This window comes from Ruegeria sp. CDSB113, from assembly GCF_059611045.1.
This window is the reverse complement of record NZ_JBXWOU010000010.1, coordinates 68,658-83,184: the sequence shown is the minus strand read 5'-3', so window position 1 is coordinate 83,184 and position 14,527 is coordinate 68,658. Positions and strand designations below refer to the sequence as shown.

Here is a 14,527-nt window from a genome sequence, read left to right as displayed (position 1 = left end):
GCTAGCTGTGTCAGGGTTTACAGAGGGTTATCGGCCGCTCAGTTTCGGTCGATCCGGCGGCCGAACACGACACTGGTGTTGGTTCGCAAAACCCCGGGGATCTTGGCCAATTCGTCGACCAGAATGTCCAGATCCTCGATCCTGGGGGCTTCGGCGGACAGCAGCAGGTCGAATTCGCCATTGATCGATAGGCAGAGCTTGACCTCGGGATAGGCTTCCAGCCGCTTGATAATACGTTTGGTCTCTTTTTGCTGAACCTCAAGCAAGACAACGACCTGAACGCGCGGGGCGTCTTCAGGGGCGCTCAGAACCACCGAATACCCGGCAATCACGCCGCGTTCTTCCATCCGCTGAATGCGTTCATGCACGGTGGTCCGGGCCACACCCAGTTTCGCCGCGATCTTAGTCGTAGATTCGCGGGCGTTGTGCTGCAGAGCCGAGATTATGCGACGGTCAAGCTGATCCATAGGGCCAAGGTGTAGTGCAAATACCTTGGGATGCTCAAGGTTTGTCAGCGTGTTCGCCCGACGTGATTTTCTGCTTGGAGCGCGGCCAGATCAGAAGCGCAACACCAAGCCCCAAAATGGCCGCCATGGTCATCCAGATCAATGCCTGTTCGGTTCCTTTGGTGGTCATCAGCCACCCGGCCAGCGGGTACAGCACCAGCCAGCACGCATGGGACAGGGTGAACTGCGCGGCGAAAACTGCTGGTCTGTCTTCCGGGCGGGCCGTACGTGTCAGCAGACGGCCGGACGGTGTCAGAGTGGCTGAATAGCCAAAGCCAGCACCCGCCCATAACACCGCGAGCCCCCACAAAGTCATCTGGGTCGAGGCGAACAACCCCGCTGCAACGGCCATCGTAAGTGTCCCGAATGCTGCACCAGCCAGCATAACGCTGCGATCCTCGTAGTGGTTCAGAAGAGACGGCAGGATGAAGGCGGCCAGCATCGACCCACCCCCATACCCGGCCAATGCAACGGCCACAGCGCTTTCCGACAGCCCAAGATCGGCGCGCACGATGACGACAGTGTTGACGATGACCATCGCGCTGAGTGACGCGGCAGTCCACGTCAGCGCCAGCAAACCGCGCAACCGTGTCGTACCAAGGTATAGGCGAATGCCCCGGGTTGTCCGGTCGTAAATCCCCCTCCGTTTCGTCGGTTTGGGCGAAGGCAGGGCGACCGACACGACAAGGATTGCCGAGGCAACGAACCCAAAGCTTGTGCCCCAGAACAGGCTGTCAAAGCTAATGATCAACAACAGCGCTGCGGCCAGAGCGGGACTGAGCAGACTTTCGAGGTCATAGGCCAGCCGGGACAGCGACAGGGCTTTGGTATAGTCCTGCTCATCTGTCAGAACATCCGGGATCGTGGCCTGAAAGGCAGGGGTGAAGCCGGCAGAGGCCGATTGCAGCAGGAAGATCAACACATAGATCTGCCAGATCTCGGTCACGAACGGCAGACAAAGCGCAACGGCGGCACGCACAAGATCCAGCGCCACCAACATTTTGCGTCGGTCCAGCCGTTCTGCAAACGCAGCGGCGAGCGGGGCGACAACCACGTAGGCCACCATCTTGATGGTCAGGGCGGTTCCCAGAACCATACCCGCCGCGTCACCGGCCAAATCAAAGGCGAGCAACCCCAAGGCAACCGTCGCCAGCCCGGTTCCCATCAACGCAACCACCTGAGCCGCCAGTAAATGCCGATAGACGCGGTTCTTCAGGACGCTCAGCATCGGTCAGAGGTACTTTGTGATGGTTTTGAAGTCTTCCATGTCCGGGTTTTTGGTTGCGGTCGTTGGTGACAGGCAGTGATCAATATGATCGTGGATCAAGGCCCGTTTGGCGTTGGTAATCGCCTTTTCAACCGCAAAAAGTTGCTGTGCGATGTCGGTGCAGGGCTCTTGATCTTCGAGCATGGATATTACCCGGGCCAGATGCCCGTGTGCCCGTTTCAGACGCGCATGGATCTGCGGGTGCGACTCGTGTTTGTGTTGTGTCATGCAATAACCCTATCCCCCCCATAGGGATATGGTCAACGTAACCTGCGGGTCCCTGCCGCACTGTCATGGATAGCGTTGAGTTTAGAGACCAAACCTCCTATCTCGGGGACGATACCGGACAAAGGACAAGCCCCGTGGCAAACCATCTTTACAAAAACGACCTGCCGGACGGGTTGGATATGGGCCCTGTTGTGGCCATTGACTGCGAGACTATGGGGCTAAACCCGCATCGGGACCGGCTGTGCGTGATCCAGATGTCAGGCGGCGACGGAAACAGCCACATCGTCCAGGTCGAAAAGGGGCAGACAGAGGCCCCGAACCTGTGTGCGATGCTGGAAAACCCCGACGTGTTAAAGCTATTCCACTTTGGACGTTTCGACATCGCTGCGATGTACCACGCGTTTGGCGCGCTGGCCGCACCAGTTTATTGCACCAAGATCGCCAGTCGGTTGGTGCGCACCTATACGGATCGACACGGGCTGAAGAACCTGTGTCAGGAGCTGATCGGCGTTGATATCTCAAAACAGCAGCAAATGAGCGACTGGGGAGCTGAGACCCTAACCAACGCGCAGCTGGATTATGCTGCTTCTGATGTTCTGTACCTGCATCAGTTGCGCGAGGCGTTGGACGGACGCCTGGCCCGCGAAGGCCGCACCGAAATGGCGCAGGCCTGTTTTGACTTCCTGCCGATGCGTGCGAAACTGGACCTCGCCGGTTGGCCCGAAACGGATATTTTTGCGCACTCATGACCGATACCGAAGCATTCCTGAGAACCGCACGTCAGGTCATCACCGACGAGGCCCGCGCGCTGGACGTGCTGGCCGAAAGCCTGAATGAAGATTTTGCCGAAGCCGTGCAGATGATCCTGCAGGCTCCGGGCCGCATCATCATCAGCGGTATCGGCAAATCTGGTCACATCGGCCACAAGATTGCTGCCACGCTGGCCAGCACTGGCACGCCGGCTTATTTCGTACACCCTGCCGAGGCCAGCCATGGCGATCTGGGCATGGTGTCGAAGGGAGATGTGGTTCTGGCGATTTCCAATTCGGGCGAAGCGCCGGAACTGGTCAATCTGCTGGCCTTTACGCGCCGCTTTGGCATTCCCTTGATCGGCTTGTCCAGCAAGCCGGAAAGCACGCTAATGACGCAGGCGGATGTGCATTTGCTGATCCCATCACTGGGCGAGGCTTGCGGTTTTGGCATGGTGCCCTCGATTTCAACCACGTTGACGTTGGCGATGGGCGACGCGCTGGCCATTGCGTTGATGAAGTACCGTGATTTCAAGCCCGAGGACTTCCGCGCCTTCCACCCTGGCGGCAAGCTGGGGGCGCAGCTTTCAACCGTGCGGGATTTGATGCACGCTGATCTGCCAGTTGTTTCTGAGGGCACCCCCATGAGCGAGGCGCTGCTGGTCATGAGCCAGAAAAGCTTTGGCGTTGTCGGCGTGACGGACGAGACGGGCCGCCTGATTGGCATCGTGACTGACGGCGACTTGCGCCGGAACATGGACGGTCTTCTGGACAAGACCACCAAAGAGGTCATGACCACCAATCCGCTGACCATTTCCCCGAACGCAATGGCGGAAGAGGCGGTGGCGATCATGAACGACCGCAAGATCACTTCGCTGTTTGTGGTCGACCCCGAGACGCAAGGCCCAGCCGAGGGGCTGTTGCATATCCACGACTGCCTGCGCGTCGGATTGGGCTAGGCGGAGGGTAGCGCGTTGGACGGACACTCACGCAGGGTACAGTTCTTCAAGGTGGTGCTGCCTCTGGTGGCCATTGCTATGCTGTCGACTGTGTTCCTGCTGTCGCGCAGCATCGAAACCAATGTGTCCGTGCCCTTCAACCAGCAGGATATCGATGAACGTTTGGCGGATCAGGTGGTGACGCAGCCCAACTACCAAGGAACGACCCGCAAAGGCGAAGACGTTCAGATCGAGGCAAGTCGGGCAACGCAGGGTACTGAGGGCGAAGCGCCAACAGCGGCCGAGTTTCGGGGCCGTTTTGGCCTGTTGAATGGCGGCGTGATCACTTTGGACTCCAACACTGGCATGATCCGTCCGGACAAGAATACAGCTACCTTTGTCGGGGATGTGGTTATAACAACAACGGACGGCATCGTTGTCACGACCGATCTGTTGAACACCGCGCTGGACGAAATTCAGGGCGACACGCCCAGTCAGGTCGACGGAACCGGTATTATTGGTGATTTTACCGCGGGCAGAATGACATTTGGGACTGAAAAAAAAGATGGACCGGTCCATATTATTTTTACAGATGGCGTGAAGTTGGTGTATGAGCCTCAAAAAGCAGAAAGATAACCTGTGTTCTATTTTCGATTAGCCCTTGTAAGCGCTGCTCTGGTAACTGGTGCGATCTCTGCGACAGCGCAGGAAACTCAGGTTGCTTTCGGTTCGGCTAATGCCGACCCAAGCCTGCCGGTCGAGGTGACCTCGGAAAAGCTGAACGTAAATCAGGAAGACGGCTCGGCCGAGTTTCTGGGCAACGTGATCGTCATTCAGGGCGAAATGCGCCTGACGGCGGAACGCGTGCTTGTCATCTATAACGAAGACCGTTCAGGCATCGAACGGATGGAAGCGACCGAGGATGTGATTCTGGTCAGCCCTCCGGATGCGGCCGAAGGCGACTGGGCGGAATACACCATCGATTCAGGTGAGATCGTCATGAAGGGCAACGTTCTGCTGTTGCAGGGGCCAAGCACGATCAGCGGCGACCAGATGAACGCCAACCTGACCACTGGCAAAGCGACGGTGACAGGCAACGTGAAGACCATCCTGCAGCAGGGGGCCAACTGATGGCTCAGCCAAACCTGACGGTGGCCGAAGGCGCCTCTGGCCTGAAAATCGAAAAACTTCGCAAGTCTTACCGAAAAAAGACAGTGATCCGTGACGTTTCCATGACCTTGGGCCGATCCGAGGTCGTGGCGTTGCTGGGTCCGAACGGGTCAGGCAAGACCACCACATTCTACTCGGTCGCGGGCCTTGTGTTTCCTGAGGCCGGCACTGTTACGATTGACGGTCAGGTTGTCACAACGCTGCCTATGTATCGCCGCGCGCGTCTTGGGATCGGATACCTGCCGCAGGAGATGTCGATTTTCCGTGGCATGAGTGTCGAGGACAATATCGCCGCCGTTCTGGATATCACTGTCAATCATGCCCACCGCCGAAAAGAGCGGTTGGAAGAGCTGTTGTCCGATTTCTCGATCGAACACCTGCGCCGCGCACCCGCGCTGGCCCTGTCGGGCGGTGAACGCCGCAGGGTCGAGATCGCGCGTTGTTTGGCAGCAGATCCGAAATATCTGTTGTTGGATGAACCCTTTGCGGGGGTCGACCCGATCAGCGTCGGGGATATCCGCCATCTGGTTGCGGACCTAAAAAAGCGTGGAATCGGTGTGTTGATCACCGATCACAACGTGCGCGAAACACTAGAGATCGTGGATCGTGCGTACATCCTGCATGACGGTCAGGTCCTGATGTCCGGCACACCCGACGAAGTGGTTGAAAACGAAAACGTGCGCCGGGTTTATCTGGGTGAAAACTTCCGTATTTCATGAGCTTGCGCAGATATTCGCCGGGCGCATGGCGGAAATCACGTATATACACGCCTGTTTTGATTGACTCTCCCCCCGTCTCTTGCCTCAATTGGACTATGGCATTTCTTCGGTTCCCGACTGGATCTCGACGTCCCTTCCTGGAAGGGGGGCCGGTGCGGTTACCGCAGGATTTGCCGATGTCCCCCACCCGATAAAAACAAGCGCGTCGCATTACGTGACGTCAGAAATGGGTGTGAATTGTGAAGGAGATCACATGCGTTACCAAATCAGCGGAAAACAGATCGACATCGGTGCGGCCCTGCAGACTCATGTGCAGACCGAACTGGGCGAGGTCGTGGGCAAATATGCCCAACGTCCGACAGATGCCAACGTCGTCTTTTCCCGTTCAGCGCATGAATATGTATGCGAAACCACAGTGCATCTTTCCACTGGTCTGACCGCTCAGGCCAAGGCACACGCAACCGAGATTTACGCGGCGTTTGAGGGATGCTGCGACAAGATGGAAACGCAACTGCGCCGTTATAAGCGCCGACTGAAAGACCACCACAAGGATCGGTCCGAGCCTGTTGAACTCTTCGGAGCGTCGTCTTATATCCTCGCCTCTGACGAATCGGAGACGGCTGACGAGCCCGATACTCTGCAGCCCATGATCGTGGCCGAGATGGAAACCAAGATCCCATCGCTGAGTGTTGGAGAGGCGGTCATGCAGATGGAACTTGCCGGTGCGCCGGTGCTTGTGTTCCGGAACGAAAACAAGGACGGATTGAATGTCGTGTACCGTCGCGAAGACGGTAACATCGGCTGGATTGATCCGTAACAGGCAAGACTAGCAAGGCACGCCCCTGCAATTGCAGGGGCCCCGCCATGGAGCGTGATGATGGAGCTTTCGAGCATATTAAAGCCCGAAGCAGTACGTGTGTTGTCCGCCGCTTCTAGTAAGAAGCGGTTGTTTCAGGAAATTGGCGATGTTGCCGCCGGAACTTTGCATTTGGATGCGCAGACTGTCGTCGATTGCTTGCTGGAGCGCGAAAGTCTGGGGCCGACCGGGGTTGGACACGGTGTCGCCTTGCCGCACGCTCGGCTGACAGATCTGGACAGTGTCTCGGGTGTGTTTGTAATGCTCGAAAAACCGATTGATTTTGGATCGGTCGACCGGCAGCCGGTGGACATCGCATTTGCACTGTTTGCGCCGGAAGAGGCGGGGGTCGATCACCTTAAGGCGCTTGCGCTGGTGTCGCGTACACTGCGCGACACGTCTGTTTGCACAAAGCTGCGGGCCAACCCTGATCCGGTCAAGCTTTACGCGATTCTGACCGAAGCGCAGTCCATGCAGGCCGCCTGATCTTGCTGAAATAAAAAAGCCCCCGAAAGCTGGGGGCTTTTTTCTTCGAGGCGGCTTTTTGTTACCCGCCTGCTCCCATTTCCAGTGTCCACCAGATTTTCCCGCCACCTTCCTGATGCCAGGAAAAGCCCATTTGTGAGGCTTTGGGGTCCATGATCACGGCTCGGGGGCCAGGTTCCTGCATCCAGGCGGCCAAGGTTTCGGTTTCGGTCTCATAGGTTTCCGAGATCGCCTCACCCAGGAAAGTCCCGTAATAACCGACGCGTTGCGCGCGATCTATGGGAGACGATCCGTCCGAACCGAAGTGCCATGGGCGGTTCTGGCGCGCCATATCCTTGGAGTGGGTCGCGGCCGCAGCATTCAGCTGTGAGTTCAGCTGCACCGCCTGCAAACCCTGAGCCTGGCGCAAGGCATTTACCGAATCCAGCATACGGAACTGGAGCTTTTCGGGGTTGCCGCGAATCTTGTAGACCGATGGTAGTGGACGGCCATCTGATCCGTAAGTTGGGGTGCCGCTTGGGGTACATGCAGCCAGCGCAACAAAGCAAAGAAACAGTAATGTGATAATACGCGTCATGATCGACCTGATTATTGTGTCGACATACGGCATAGCGCGCCATGCAGCCTTCGGCAAACCTGCAATGGCTGATTCTTGCATGTTTCTGCCGGTTTGATTTGCGATTGACGCATTCTGGCAATAAAATACGTGAAAATTTCAGGTCATCTTTCGCAAAGGACCGTTCAATATGGTCAAGAAACCCATTCACTCATCAAGCCGCCGAGGATTTCTGGCCGGTGCTTCGGCCCTGCTGGCATCGCCGGCGATTGCCCAGTACATTCCAGGTGACCCACTGCGCCCACCACCCGAGGCCGAGCCAGACGTGCGTCGCAATGTCTCGGGGTTCCGCGCCTTGGATTGGCAGCCGTATTTCTCGAATACGAATAATGGGGCCATTCTGGTCGATACGGTGTCCCGAGCGCTGCATTATTGGTCAGATGATCAATCTGTATACAAACTCTACCCCTCATCCGTTCCGCTGACCGAAGAATTGACCCGCCGGGGCCGCACCAGCGTCATCCGCAAAGTTGAAGGGCCCAGCTGGTCGCCGACACCTTCTATGAAGAAGCGAAATCCCGAATGGCCGGACCATATTCCGCCGGGCCCGGATAACCCATTAGGAACACATGCTTTATACCTGAGTTGGAAATACTACCGGATTCACGGAACGCATGACACGCGCAAAATTGGTCGCCGGTCATCGAACGGATGCATCGGCCTATTCAACGAAGATATCGCTGAGCTGTTCTCGATGGCGAAGGTCGGCACGCAAGTGTTGCTTATTTGACGACATTTTCGCGCACGAACCCGCTTGTGGCTCAAGTTGCAATTGCATTCCAGCCATATAGCTGATTAGAAAAAAACCACGAGGTAAGTCTTAGGTGTGCGGATCCGATTGATGGAGCCGTGCAAACTCTGGAGGTTAATATGAAAAAACTCGTTCTCGCCGCTGCATTGACTGCTGCTGCTTCGACCGCTTATGCCGGTAACCTGGAAGAGCCGGTTGTTGAAGCACCGGTTGTTGTAGAGGAAACTCAGGGTTCGTCGCAGGGTATCATCCTGCCGCTGATCCTGCTGGTCGTAGTTGCCGCAGCTGTTGCAGCAAGCTAATTTGACGAGCTAAATCTAGAGAAAAGGCGGTGGAGCGATCCACCGCCTTTTTTCATTTCTTGATGATGGGAAACGGTCAGTCGAGCCAGCCCTTCAGATTATCTTCGATTACCTTGCCTAGTGCGCCAATGTGCGAATCATCGTCATTGAGGCAGGGGATATAGGTAAAGCTCTCGCCGCCGGCCTCTTCAAAGCTTTCCTTGATCTCTTCGTTGATCTCTTCCAGCGTCTCGATGCAATCGGCGGAAAACGCGGGCGCTATCACGGCGATGTTCTTCTTTCCCTGCCGCGCCAGATCAGCCACATGATCCACGGTATAGGGTTTTAGCCATTCCTCGGGACCGAATCGCGACTGGAAGGTTGAGACCAGCTGATCGTCCGACCAGCCCAGCCGTTCCTTCAGCAATCGGCTCGTTTTCGCGCATTGGCAATGATAGGGGTCGCCCTGCTGCAAATAGCGCTCTGGCATGCCGTGATAAGAACAGACCAGGACGTCCGGTTTGGTCTCCAGTGCCGTATAGGCTTTTTCCACTGACCCGGCTAAAGCGTCGATATAAGCAGGCTCGTCGAAATAGGCTGGAACGGTGCGAGACGCAGGTTGCCAGGCTTCGTCCATCAACGCGCGGAAGAACTGGTCATTGGCCGTTGCCGTGGTCGCGCCCGCATATTGCGGGTAGAGCGGGAAGAACAGAATTCGATCACAGCCCGCGGCCACCATTTCACGTACTTTGGATTTGGTTGAGGGATTGCCGTAGCGCATGCAGAAATCGACCATCACCTGATCGCCATACCGTTCTTGCATCGCATCGCGCAACTTGGCTGTCTGGTCCTTGGTGATCGTCATAAGCGGGCTTTCGCCCTTGTCGTGGTTCCAGATCGACTTGTAGGCCTCACCCGAGCTGAACGGGCGCTTGGACAGGATGATGCCTTGCAGAATCGGCTGCCACTTCCACTTGGGATAGTCGATTACGCGCTGGTCCGACAAAAACTCATTCAGATACCGGCGCATCGGCCAATAGCTGTAGTCATCCGGCGTACCGAGATTGGCCAGCAGAATGCCGACGCGGCCCATTTTGACCTTTGGATGGTCTGCGGCGGCATGATCGGGGCGAGTGGCGTCAAACATCTGATGCTTCCTGAGATTTCTCTGTACTGGCCTGAGATAACCGGAAAAGCCCGGTCGTCAATTGGACAGTTTACCTTCTTTTGTGCCCAGCGCATCCGCAAGCCGGGCTTTGGCTGATCCGGGGCGCAATGGTTTCTGTTGGCTGTCATCGGGAGACCAGCCGGTCAGGCAGATCAATTCATAGGTGGCGGCCAACCGTCCCCCGGGCGTTGAGAAGTTGTCGGCATAGACCTGCTGTGCGCGCGTAAAAACCTGTCGATTGGTGGGTTGTTTCATGCGCCCGGACAGGCTGTTGGTCTCACCCATGGCGCGCAGGTCATGCATCAGGTGAAGCAAGTCGCGGTATTCCGCCGTCAGGCGCGCGGTGTCGGCGACCGGCAGCGCAAACCCCGCCCGTTGCAGCAACCCGCCAAGATCGCGCAGCTCGGCCATCGGGACGATGCGGGGGCTGAGGCCTCCGGCCACTTCGATTTCGGCCTGTCCCAGTGCGGCGCGCAGCTCATGCAGGGTTTCGCCGCCCAGACACACAACCAGCAGCAATCCGTCAGGGCGCAGAGCGCGGCGACATTGGATCAGTTGCCCCACTGGATCATTGGCCCAATGCAGCGCCATGGCGTGGATGACCAAATCATGCGCGCCGGGGGTCAGGGCCAGAACCTCATCATCCGCAACGATCCGTGTCCCGGGCAGTACGTCCTGCCAGATATGCGCAAATGGTGTCACGATCGCCGGGGCCGTAAAGGTTTTGTTAACCATAGAGAGCCGATCCTGCACTTCGTCCACAGCGGCACGATGCAGGAACAGGGCCTCATCCTTCGCGCGGACGCGATGCAGGGCAAGGACCTGGCGATCAAACAAAGAGGGTGCATTGGACTCAGGCAGTTTCATAGGGCGCAATTATCGCATGTGGCAGCGGATTCAAACCGCCGTCGCGCTGATCTATCCGCCGCGCTGTCTGGGATGCGGGGACCTGACCGAATCGGATTTCGGCCTGTGTGGGTCATGTTGGCGCGAGACGCCCTTTATCGGTGGAGTTGTTTGCGAAAGCTGCGGGGTGCCGTTACCGGGGGTCGCAGACGGTCACCGGATTGAGTGCGATGATTGCTTGGCTGCGCCGCGCCCGTGGCAAGATGGGCGTTCGGCTCTTTTGTACGATGGCAAAGCGCGGTCGCTGGTGCTGGCCTTGAAACATGGTGACAGGCCCGAACTGGCGCGCCCCGCCGCACGCTGGCTGGCGTGGGCAGGGCAAGAACTGTTTCGCGAGGGTATGCTGCTTGCACCGGCGCCTTTGCACTGGTCCCGATTGTTGAAACGCCGGTACAACCAGTCCGCCCTTTTGGCGCAACACCTTGGGAAAGAGGCTGGGCTTGAGGTGTGCCCGGACCTTTTGCTTCGCCACCGAAAGACGCCTGTTCTGGATGGCAAAACAGCGGCAGAGCGGGCTGAAATTCTTAAAAGCTCGATCATCGCCCATCCAAAGCGGCAAGACCGCTTGCGAGGCCGCGATATTCTGCTGGTGGATGATGTGATGACGTCCGGCGCAACACTGGCGGCTTGCGCGCGTGTCTGCCTTGCATCCGGAGCAAATCATATTTCCGTGTTGACCCTAGCGCGCGTTGCCAAGGATGCCTAATTCGCCCAAGATTATGCGAAACGCGAAGGTACGGAATATGAAACCGGTAGAAATCTACACCTCGCCGCTCTGCGGCTTTTGTCACGCGGCCAAACGCTTGCTGAAACAGAAAGGCGTCGAATTCAAGGAAGTCGACGTGCTGATGCACCCCAAGCGCAAGCCCGAGATGATCAAGCGTGCCGGTGGCAAACGAACCGTGCCACAGATCTTTATCGGTGCGCAGCACGTGGGCGGCTGTGACGAACTGTATGAGCTGGAGCGTCAGGGCAAGCTGGATCGCCTGCTCGCGGCCTGATGAAGACCGCGCTGCTGCAAATCACCTCGTCGGATGATCCGGCCGAAAATCTGGACAGGGTGCGCGCCATGATGGCCGAAGCGGCGGCGCAAGGCGCGCGGTTCATCCTGACGCCCGAGGTGACGAATTGCGTGTCCACCAGCACCACGCGGCAGCGCGAAGTCCTGCAGCACGAAGAAGATGACCAATCGCTGGCCGGCCTGCGGGATCAGGCCGCCGCGCTGGGTGTTTGGCTGCTGATCGGGTCTTTGGCGATCAAAACCCATGATGCGGACGGCCGGTTTGCCAATCGGTCCTTCATGATCGACCCGCAAGGGCAGGTCGTGGCGCGGTATGACAAGATACACATGTTCGACGTGCAGGTCACCGAAACCGAGACCTTCCGCGAATCCAAAAATTACCGCCCTGGCGACAAGGCAGTGTTTGCCGACACCGATTTTGGCAAGGTTGGCATGACAGTCTGCTATGACGTCCGGTTTCCGGCGCTCTATGCGGCGTTGGCGCACGCAGGGGCGCGAATCCTGACGGTTCCGGCCGCGTTTTCGCCGGTCACGGGTGCGGCCCATTGGGAATCGTTGCTGCGCGCCCGGGCGATTGAGACCGGCTGTTGGGTTCTGGCCCCCGCACAAACTGGCGAACACCCTAAAACCCGCGGCAAGACGCGCTATACCTATGGCCACAGCATGGTTGTCGCCCCGTGGGGCGAGGTCGTCATCGACGCAGGGACCGATCCGGGCATTCACATTTTCGATATGCATGATAGTTCTGTGTCTGAGGCGCGCCGTCGGGTGCCCTCGTTGACTCACGTCCGTCGCTTTGACGGACCCTGATCCAGAACCGGACCATGACTGACGAACACAATGCCCTTGCGGTCACGCTGTTCAGCGAAATCCTGACCGCAGACCAGCTGTTGCGTAATCGGCTTAGCCGGGTGCTGCCCAAGGGTATGGAGATTTCGCATTTCTCGGTGCTCAACCATCTGGTCTTTGTCGGGAACGAGCGTAGCCCGGCGCAATTGGCTGATACGTTCCACGTCACGCGTGGTGCGATGACCAACACCTTGGCCAAGCTGGAATGGGCCGGATACATCCACATCCGCCCCGACTGGGACGACGCCCGCCGCAAGATGGTGGCGATCAGCCCTGCCGGCCGCAGGGCACGGGATCAGGCGATTGCATCAATCGCCCCGCTGATCAACCGCGTGGTCGGAGAGCTGGGGCTGGAGCGCGTCCGCAGCACGCTGCCCGTGTTGCGGGATTTGCGGTTGCAGTTGGAGGGGGAGTAGGAAGGTCATGCGTTGGTTTAGGAAGCGACGGAAATCCAGTGCGCTTTCAGAGAACGTGACTTCGCCAACATCTTCGGCGGCATCCGCTAACGAAGATCAACAAAATCGATCTCACCTGAAGACTGCAAAACCGAGTGGCGCAATCTGGGTCAGCGATGTTTACCAAAGACATGAGCTCAGCATTGGTTTTGTCACTGAACCAATGCGAAACAAGATCACTTCGATCAAGTTTCGCGACGAAGATGTCGAAATCGCCAAGAAGCATAGTGATGGAAATAAGAAGAATGCCCGTGGCGAGCATGTCGACCCAGAAGCAGTGCCGAATGAACTCTATTGGAACCTAAGCGAGGCACCACCGAGCACTATACTTCCGGTGTTCAGTGCAGGGCACCCAATGTTGCGTGCGGATGTTGCAGAGATTTTTGAGCACTATGATTTGGGTCAGGCGCGTCTGCAAAAAACGCAACTTTTTGGTTCTGATGCGGAAGCCCCGCTTGATTATGTTGCATATGCTCTGATTTTCCAGAATCAAGGTCATGCTATCGATATAGCAAAGAGCGATGTCGTGCCTGTGTGGCCGGGGCGCGAGGTGTTTAAGCCTAAGCCAGATGCCTCATTTGCTGATTGCCTTGTGCCAGATACCAGCGCGGTAAATGGTCCGGCAGTCTGGATTGATCCCAATATGTTCAGGTATTTTTTCCTTAGTGACGCACTTGGCAGCGAGCTAACAGCTGCTGGTTTTGGCCCTGCTTTTGGACTGACCCGTTTAGAATTTTAAGAAATCGTAGGATGGGTGCTTGTACCCATCGCGTCTGTATCGTCGTTGGAATGATGGCTGCAAGCAGCCATCCTACCCCGGCTTCACACTCGCCGTCACATAATTGACGCTCAAATCCCGGTCCGAGATCGACCAGCTCCACAGGATTGGGTTGAATACAAACCCCTTGCGATCCACCGGCTCCAGCCCTGCCTGACGTAGCAGGTCAAACAGCTCATCGGGGGTGATGAACTTGTTCCATTCATGCGTACCGCGCGGCAGCCAGCGCATGACGACCTCGGCCCCGAAGATGGCCATCGCATAAGATTTCGGGTTGCGGTTGATGGTGGAACAGATCAGCAATCCGCCCGGTTTCAGCAAGTCTTGCGATGCGGTCAGAAAGCCAAGGGGGTCGGCGACGTGCTCTACCACCTCCATGTTCAGCACCACGTCGAATTGTTCACCCGCAGCGGCCATGTCCTCGGCTGTGGTGTGGCGGTAATCGATCTCCAGCCCTGATTGTTCGGCATGGATGCGCGCGACGGGCAGGTTGCCTTCGGCGGCATCCGCTCCGACCACTTCGGCCCCAAGGCGGGCCATCGGTTCGCTCAGCAGCCCGCCGCCGCAGCCGATATCCAGCAAACGCAAGCCCTCGAACGGCTTTGGCGACTTCAAATCGCGATCGAATTCGCCCGCGATCTGCTGTGTGATATAATCCAGCCGACAGGGGTTGAGCATGTGCAGTGGTTTGAATTTTCCATGCGGGTCCCACCATTCTGCGGCCATCGCTTCGAATTTTGCGATCTCAGAAGGGTCAACCGTGTTCGGATGCGCTTGCATTCC

21 protein-coding genes are annotated in these 14,527 nt (G+C 57.5%); 14 read left to right on the top strand and 7 right to left on the bottom strand.

Annotation, left to right across the window (positions count from 1 at the left end):
• Nucleotides 1-38: 38 nt before the first annotated feature.
• The 3 genes from AC2FIS_RS16785 to AC2FIS_RS16775 are packed head-to-tail and all read right to left on the bottom strand — an operon-like array spanning nt 39 to nt 2,001.
• Nucleotides 39-467, bottom strand: a complete 429-nt coding sequence (locus tag AC2FIS_RS16785; protein WP_496774485.1) for an Lrp/AsnC family transcriptional regulator — start codon at nt 465-467, stop codon at nt 39-41.
• A gap of 34 nt (nt 468-501) precedes the next feature.
• Nucleotides 502-1,734 (bottom strand): MFS transporter, encoded by a 1,233-nt coding sequence (locus tag AC2FIS_RS16780; protein WP_496774483.1) that lies wholly within the window; start codon nt 1,732-1,734, stop codon nt 502-504.
• 3 nt (nt 1,735-1,737) lie between these two features.
• Nucleotides 1,738-2,001 carry a metal-sensing transcriptional repressor gene (locus AC2FIS_RS16775; RefSeq protein WP_496774481.1) on the bottom strand — a complete coding sequence of 88 codons (264 nt, stop codon included), beginning with the start codon at nt 1,999-2,001 and terminating at the stop codon, nt 1,738-1,740.
• Nucleotides 2,002-2,135: 134 nt separating this feature from the next.
• Between AC2FIS_RS16775 and AC2FIS_RS16770 the strand changes: the two genes are divergently transcribed.
• The 7 genes from AC2FIS_RS16770 to AC2FIS_RS16740 all read left to right on the top strand — a co-directional run bounded on the left by AC2FIS_RS16770 (nt 2,136) and on the right by AC2FIS_RS16740 (nt 6,919).
• Nucleotides 2,136-2,750: a ribonuclease D gene (locus tag AC2FIS_RS16770; RefSeq protein ID WP_108861705.1), complete on the top strand. Its 615-nt coding sequence runs from the start codon at nt 2,136-2,138 to the stop codon at nt 2,748-2,750.
• Complete coding sequence (locus AC2FIS_RS16765; RefSeq protein ID WP_282152832.1) at nt 2,747-3,709, top strand: KpsF/GutQ family sugar-phosphate isomerase; 963 nt, start codon at nt 2,747-2,749, stop codon at nt 3,707-3,709. Before AC2FIS_RS16770 ends, AC2FIS_RS16765 begins: the two co-directional genes overlap by 4 nt.
• A 15-nt stretch (nt 3,710-3,724) precedes the next feature.
• On the top strand, nt 3,725-4,324 hold the full coding sequence (gene lptC, locus AC2FIS_RS16760) for an LPS export ABC transporter periplasmic protein LptC (protein WP_496774479.1): 600 nt from the start codon (nt 3,725-3,727) through the stop codon (nt 4,322-4,324).
• 3 nt (nt 4,325-4,327) lie between these two features.
• On the top strand, nt 4,328-4,819 hold the full coding sequence (locus tag AC2FIS_RS16755) for an LptA/OstA family protein (protein WP_472722376.1): 492 nt from the start codon (nt 4,328-4,330) through the stop codon (nt 4,817-4,819).
• Complete coding sequence (lptB, locus tag AC2FIS_RS16750; protein WP_058272996.1) at nt 4,819-5,577, top strand: LPS export ABC transporter ATP-binding protein; 759 nt, start codon at nt 4,819-4,821, stop codon at nt 5,575-5,577. Before AC2FIS_RS16755 ends, lptB begins: the two co-directional genes overlap by 1 nt.
• A 253-nt stretch (nt 5,578-5,830) precedes the next feature.
• Entirely contained in the window at nt 5,831-6,394 is a 564-nt protein-coding gene (hpf, locus tag AC2FIS_RS16745) for a ribosome hibernation-promoting factor, HPF/YfiA family (protein WP_058273067.1), read from the top strand.
• Nucleotides 6,395-6,454: 60 nt separating this feature from the next.
• Complete coding sequence (locus AC2FIS_RS16740) at nt 6,455-6,919, top strand: PTS sugar transporter subunit IIA (RefSeq protein ID WP_058273066.1); 465 nt, start codon at nt 6,455-6,457, stop codon at nt 6,917-6,919.
• A gap of 61 nt (nt 6,920-6,980) precedes the next feature.
• Here AC2FIS_RS16740 and dalA read toward each other — a convergent pair whose 3' ends face one another.
• Nucleotides 6,981-7,496 (bottom strand): divisome-associated lipoprotein DalA, encoded by a 516-nt coding sequence (gene dalA, locus AC2FIS_RS16735; protein ID WP_496726756.1) that lies wholly within the window; start codon nt 7,494-7,496, stop codon nt 6,981-6,983.
• 169 nt (nt 7,497-7,665) lie between these two features.
• Between dalA and AC2FIS_RS16730 the strand changes: the two genes are divergently transcribed.
• Both AC2FIS_RS16730 and AC2FIS_RS16725 read left to right on the top strand, forming a co-directional pair.
• A complete protein-coding gene (locus tag AC2FIS_RS16730; RefSeq protein WP_496774478.1) occupies nt 7,666-8,265 on the top strand; it encodes a L,D-transpeptidase in 600 nt (199 codons plus the stop codon).
• Nucleotides 8,266-8,405: 140 nt separating this feature from the next.
• On the top strand, nt 8,406-8,588 hold the full coding sequence (locus AC2FIS_RS16725) for a hypothetical protein (RefSeq protein ID WP_010442520.1): 183 nt from the start codon (nt 8,406-8,408) through the stop codon (nt 8,586-8,588).
• Nucleotides 8,589-8,664: 76 nt separating this feature from the next.
• Here AC2FIS_RS16725 and hemH read toward each other — a convergent pair whose 3' ends face one another.
• Complete coding sequence (gene hemH, locus AC2FIS_RS16720) at nt 8,665-9,714, bottom strand: ferrochelatase (RefSeq protein WP_496774477.1); 1,050 nt, start codon at nt 9,712-9,714, stop codon at nt 8,665-8,667.
• Between the two features lie 57 nt (nt 9,715-9,771).
• Entirely contained in the window at nt 9,772-10,602 is an 831-nt protein-coding gene (locus AC2FIS_RS16715; protein WP_496774475.1) for a methyltransferase domain-containing protein, read from the bottom strand.
• A gap of 16 nt (nt 10,603-10,618) precedes the next feature.
• Here AC2FIS_RS16715 and AC2FIS_RS16710 point away from each other — a divergent pair, with 16 nt between their 5' ends.
• The 5 genes from AC2FIS_RS16710 to AC2FIS_RS16690 are packed head-to-tail and all read left to right on the top strand — an operon-like array spanning nt 10,619 to nt 13,705.
• Complete coding sequence (locus AC2FIS_RS16710; RefSeq protein WP_496774473.1) at nt 10,619-11,347, top strand: ComF family protein; 729 nt, start codon at nt 10,619-10,621, stop codon at nt 11,345-11,347.
• A 37-nt stretch (nt 11,348-11,384) separates the two neighbouring features.
• Nucleotides 11,385-11,642, top strand: coding sequence for a glutaredoxin 3 (gene grxC, locus AC2FIS_RS16705; protein ID WP_058272991.1), 258 nt, complete (start codon nt 11,385-11,387; stop codon nt 11,640-11,642).
• Nucleotides 11,642-12,472: a carbon-nitrogen hydrolase family protein gene (locus tag AC2FIS_RS16700; RefSeq protein ID WP_496774472.1), complete on the top strand. Its 831-nt coding sequence runs from the start codon at nt 11,642-11,644 to the stop codon at nt 12,470-12,472. The genes grxC and AC2FIS_RS16700 overlap by 1 nt, the downstream gene beginning before the upstream one ends.
• A 14-nt stretch (nt 12,473-12,486) precedes the next feature.
• The gene (locus AC2FIS_RS16695; RefSeq protein ID WP_472722373.1) at nt 12,487-12,927 is read left to right on the top strand and encodes a MarR family winged helix-turn-helix transcriptional regulator; all 441 of its coding nucleotides are present in this window, start codon (nt 12,487-12,489) and stop codon (nt 12,925-12,927) included.
• Nucleotides 12,928-12,934: 7 nt separating this feature from the next.
• Nucleotides 12,935-13,705: a hypothetical protein gene (locus tag AC2FIS_RS16690; RefSeq protein WP_496774471.1), complete on the top strand. Its 771-nt coding sequence runs from the start codon at nt 12,935-12,937 to the stop codon at nt 13,703-13,705.
• Nucleotides 13,706-13,777: 72 nt separating this feature from the next.
• On the opposite strand, the gene ubiG is transcribed toward AC2FIS_RS16690, so the two are convergent.
• Nucleotides 13,778-14,524, bottom strand: coding sequence for a bifunctional 2-polyprenyl-6-hydroxyphenol methylase/3-demethylubiquinol 3-O-methyltransferase UbiG (gene ubiG / locus AC2FIS_RS16685; RefSeq protein ID WP_113789146.1), 747 nt, complete (start codon nt 14,522-14,524; stop codon nt 13,778-13,780).
• Between the last annotated feature and the right edge of the window lie 3 nt (nt 14,525-14,527).

What these genes read in the sequence shown, in the direction of transcription:
- AC2FIS_RS16785 (WP_496774485.1), bottom strand. Translation starts at nt 467, where the DNA reads ATGGATCAGCTTGACCGTCGCATAATCTCGGCTCTGCAGCACAACGCC.
- AC2FIS_RS16780 (WP_496774483.1), bottom strand. Translation starts at nt 1,734, where the DNA reads ATGCTGAGCGTCCTGAAGAACCGCGTCTATCGGCATTTACTGGCGGCT.
- AC2FIS_RS16775 (WP_496774481.1), bottom strand. Translation starts at nt 2,001, where the DNA reads ATGACACAACACAAACACGAGTCGCACCCGCAGATCCATGCGCGTCTG.
- AC2FIS_RS16765 (WP_282152832.1), top strand. Translation starts at nt 2,747, where the DNA reads ATGACCGATACCGAAGCATTCCTGAGAACCGCACGTCAGGTCATCACC.
- lptB (WP_058272996.1), top strand. Translation starts at nt 4,819, where the DNA reads ATGGCTCAGCCAAACCTGACGGTGGCCGAAGGCGCCTCTGGCCTGAAA.
- hpf (WP_058273067.1), top strand. Translation starts at nt 5,831, where the DNA reads ATGCGTTACCAAATCAGCGGAAAACAGATCGACATCGGTGCGGCCCTG.
- AC2FIS_RS16740 (WP_058273066.1), top strand. Translation starts at nt 6,455, where the DNA reads ATGGAGCTTTCGAGCATATTAAAGCCCGAAGCAGTACGTGTGTTGTCC.
- dalA (WP_496726756.1), bottom strand. Translation starts at nt 7,496, where the DNA reads ATGACGCGTATTATCACATTACTGTTTCTTTGCTTTGTTGCGCTGGCT.
- AC2FIS_RS16730 (WP_496774478.1), top strand. Translation starts at nt 7,666, where the DNA reads ATGGTCAAGAAACCCATTCACTCATCAAGCCGCCGAGGATTTCTGGCC.
- AC2FIS_RS16725 (WP_010442520.1), top strand. Translation starts at nt 8,406, where the DNA reads ATGAAAAAACTCGTTCTCGCCGCTGCATTGACTGCTGCTGCTTCGACC.
- hemH (WP_496774477.1), bottom strand. Translation starts at nt 9,714, where the DNA reads ATGTTTGACGCCACTCGCCCCGATCATGCCGCCGCAGACCATCCAAAG.
- AC2FIS_RS16715 (WP_496774475.1), bottom strand. Translation starts at nt 10,602, where the DNA reads ATGAAACTGCCTGAGTCCAATGCACCCTCTTTGTTTGATCGCCAGGTC.
- AC2FIS_RS16710 (WP_496774473.1), top strand. Translation starts at nt 10,619, where the DNA reads ATGTGGCAGCGGATTCAAACCGCCGTCGCGCTGATCTATCCGCCGCGC.
- grxC (WP_058272991.1), top strand. Translation starts at nt 11,385, where the DNA reads ATGAAACCGGTAGAAATCTACACCTCGCCGCTCTGCGGCTTTTGTCAC.
- AC2FIS_RS16700 (WP_496774472.1), top strand. Translation starts at nt 11,642, where the DNA reads ATGAAGACCGCGCTGCTGCAAATCACCTCGTCGGATGATCCGGCCGAA.
- AC2FIS_RS16695 (WP_472722373.1), top strand. Translation starts at nt 12,487, where the DNA reads ATGACTGACGAACACAATGCCCTTGCGGTCACGCTGTTCAGCGAAATC.
- AC2FIS_RS16690 (WP_496774471.1), top strand. Translation starts at nt 12,935, where the DNA reads ATGCGTTGGTTTAGGAAGCGACGGAAATCCAGTGCGCTTTCAGAGAAC.
- ubiG (WP_113789146.1), bottom strand. Translation starts at nt 14,524, where the DNA reads ATGCAAGCGCATCCGAACACGGTTGACCCTTCTGAGATCGCAAAATTC.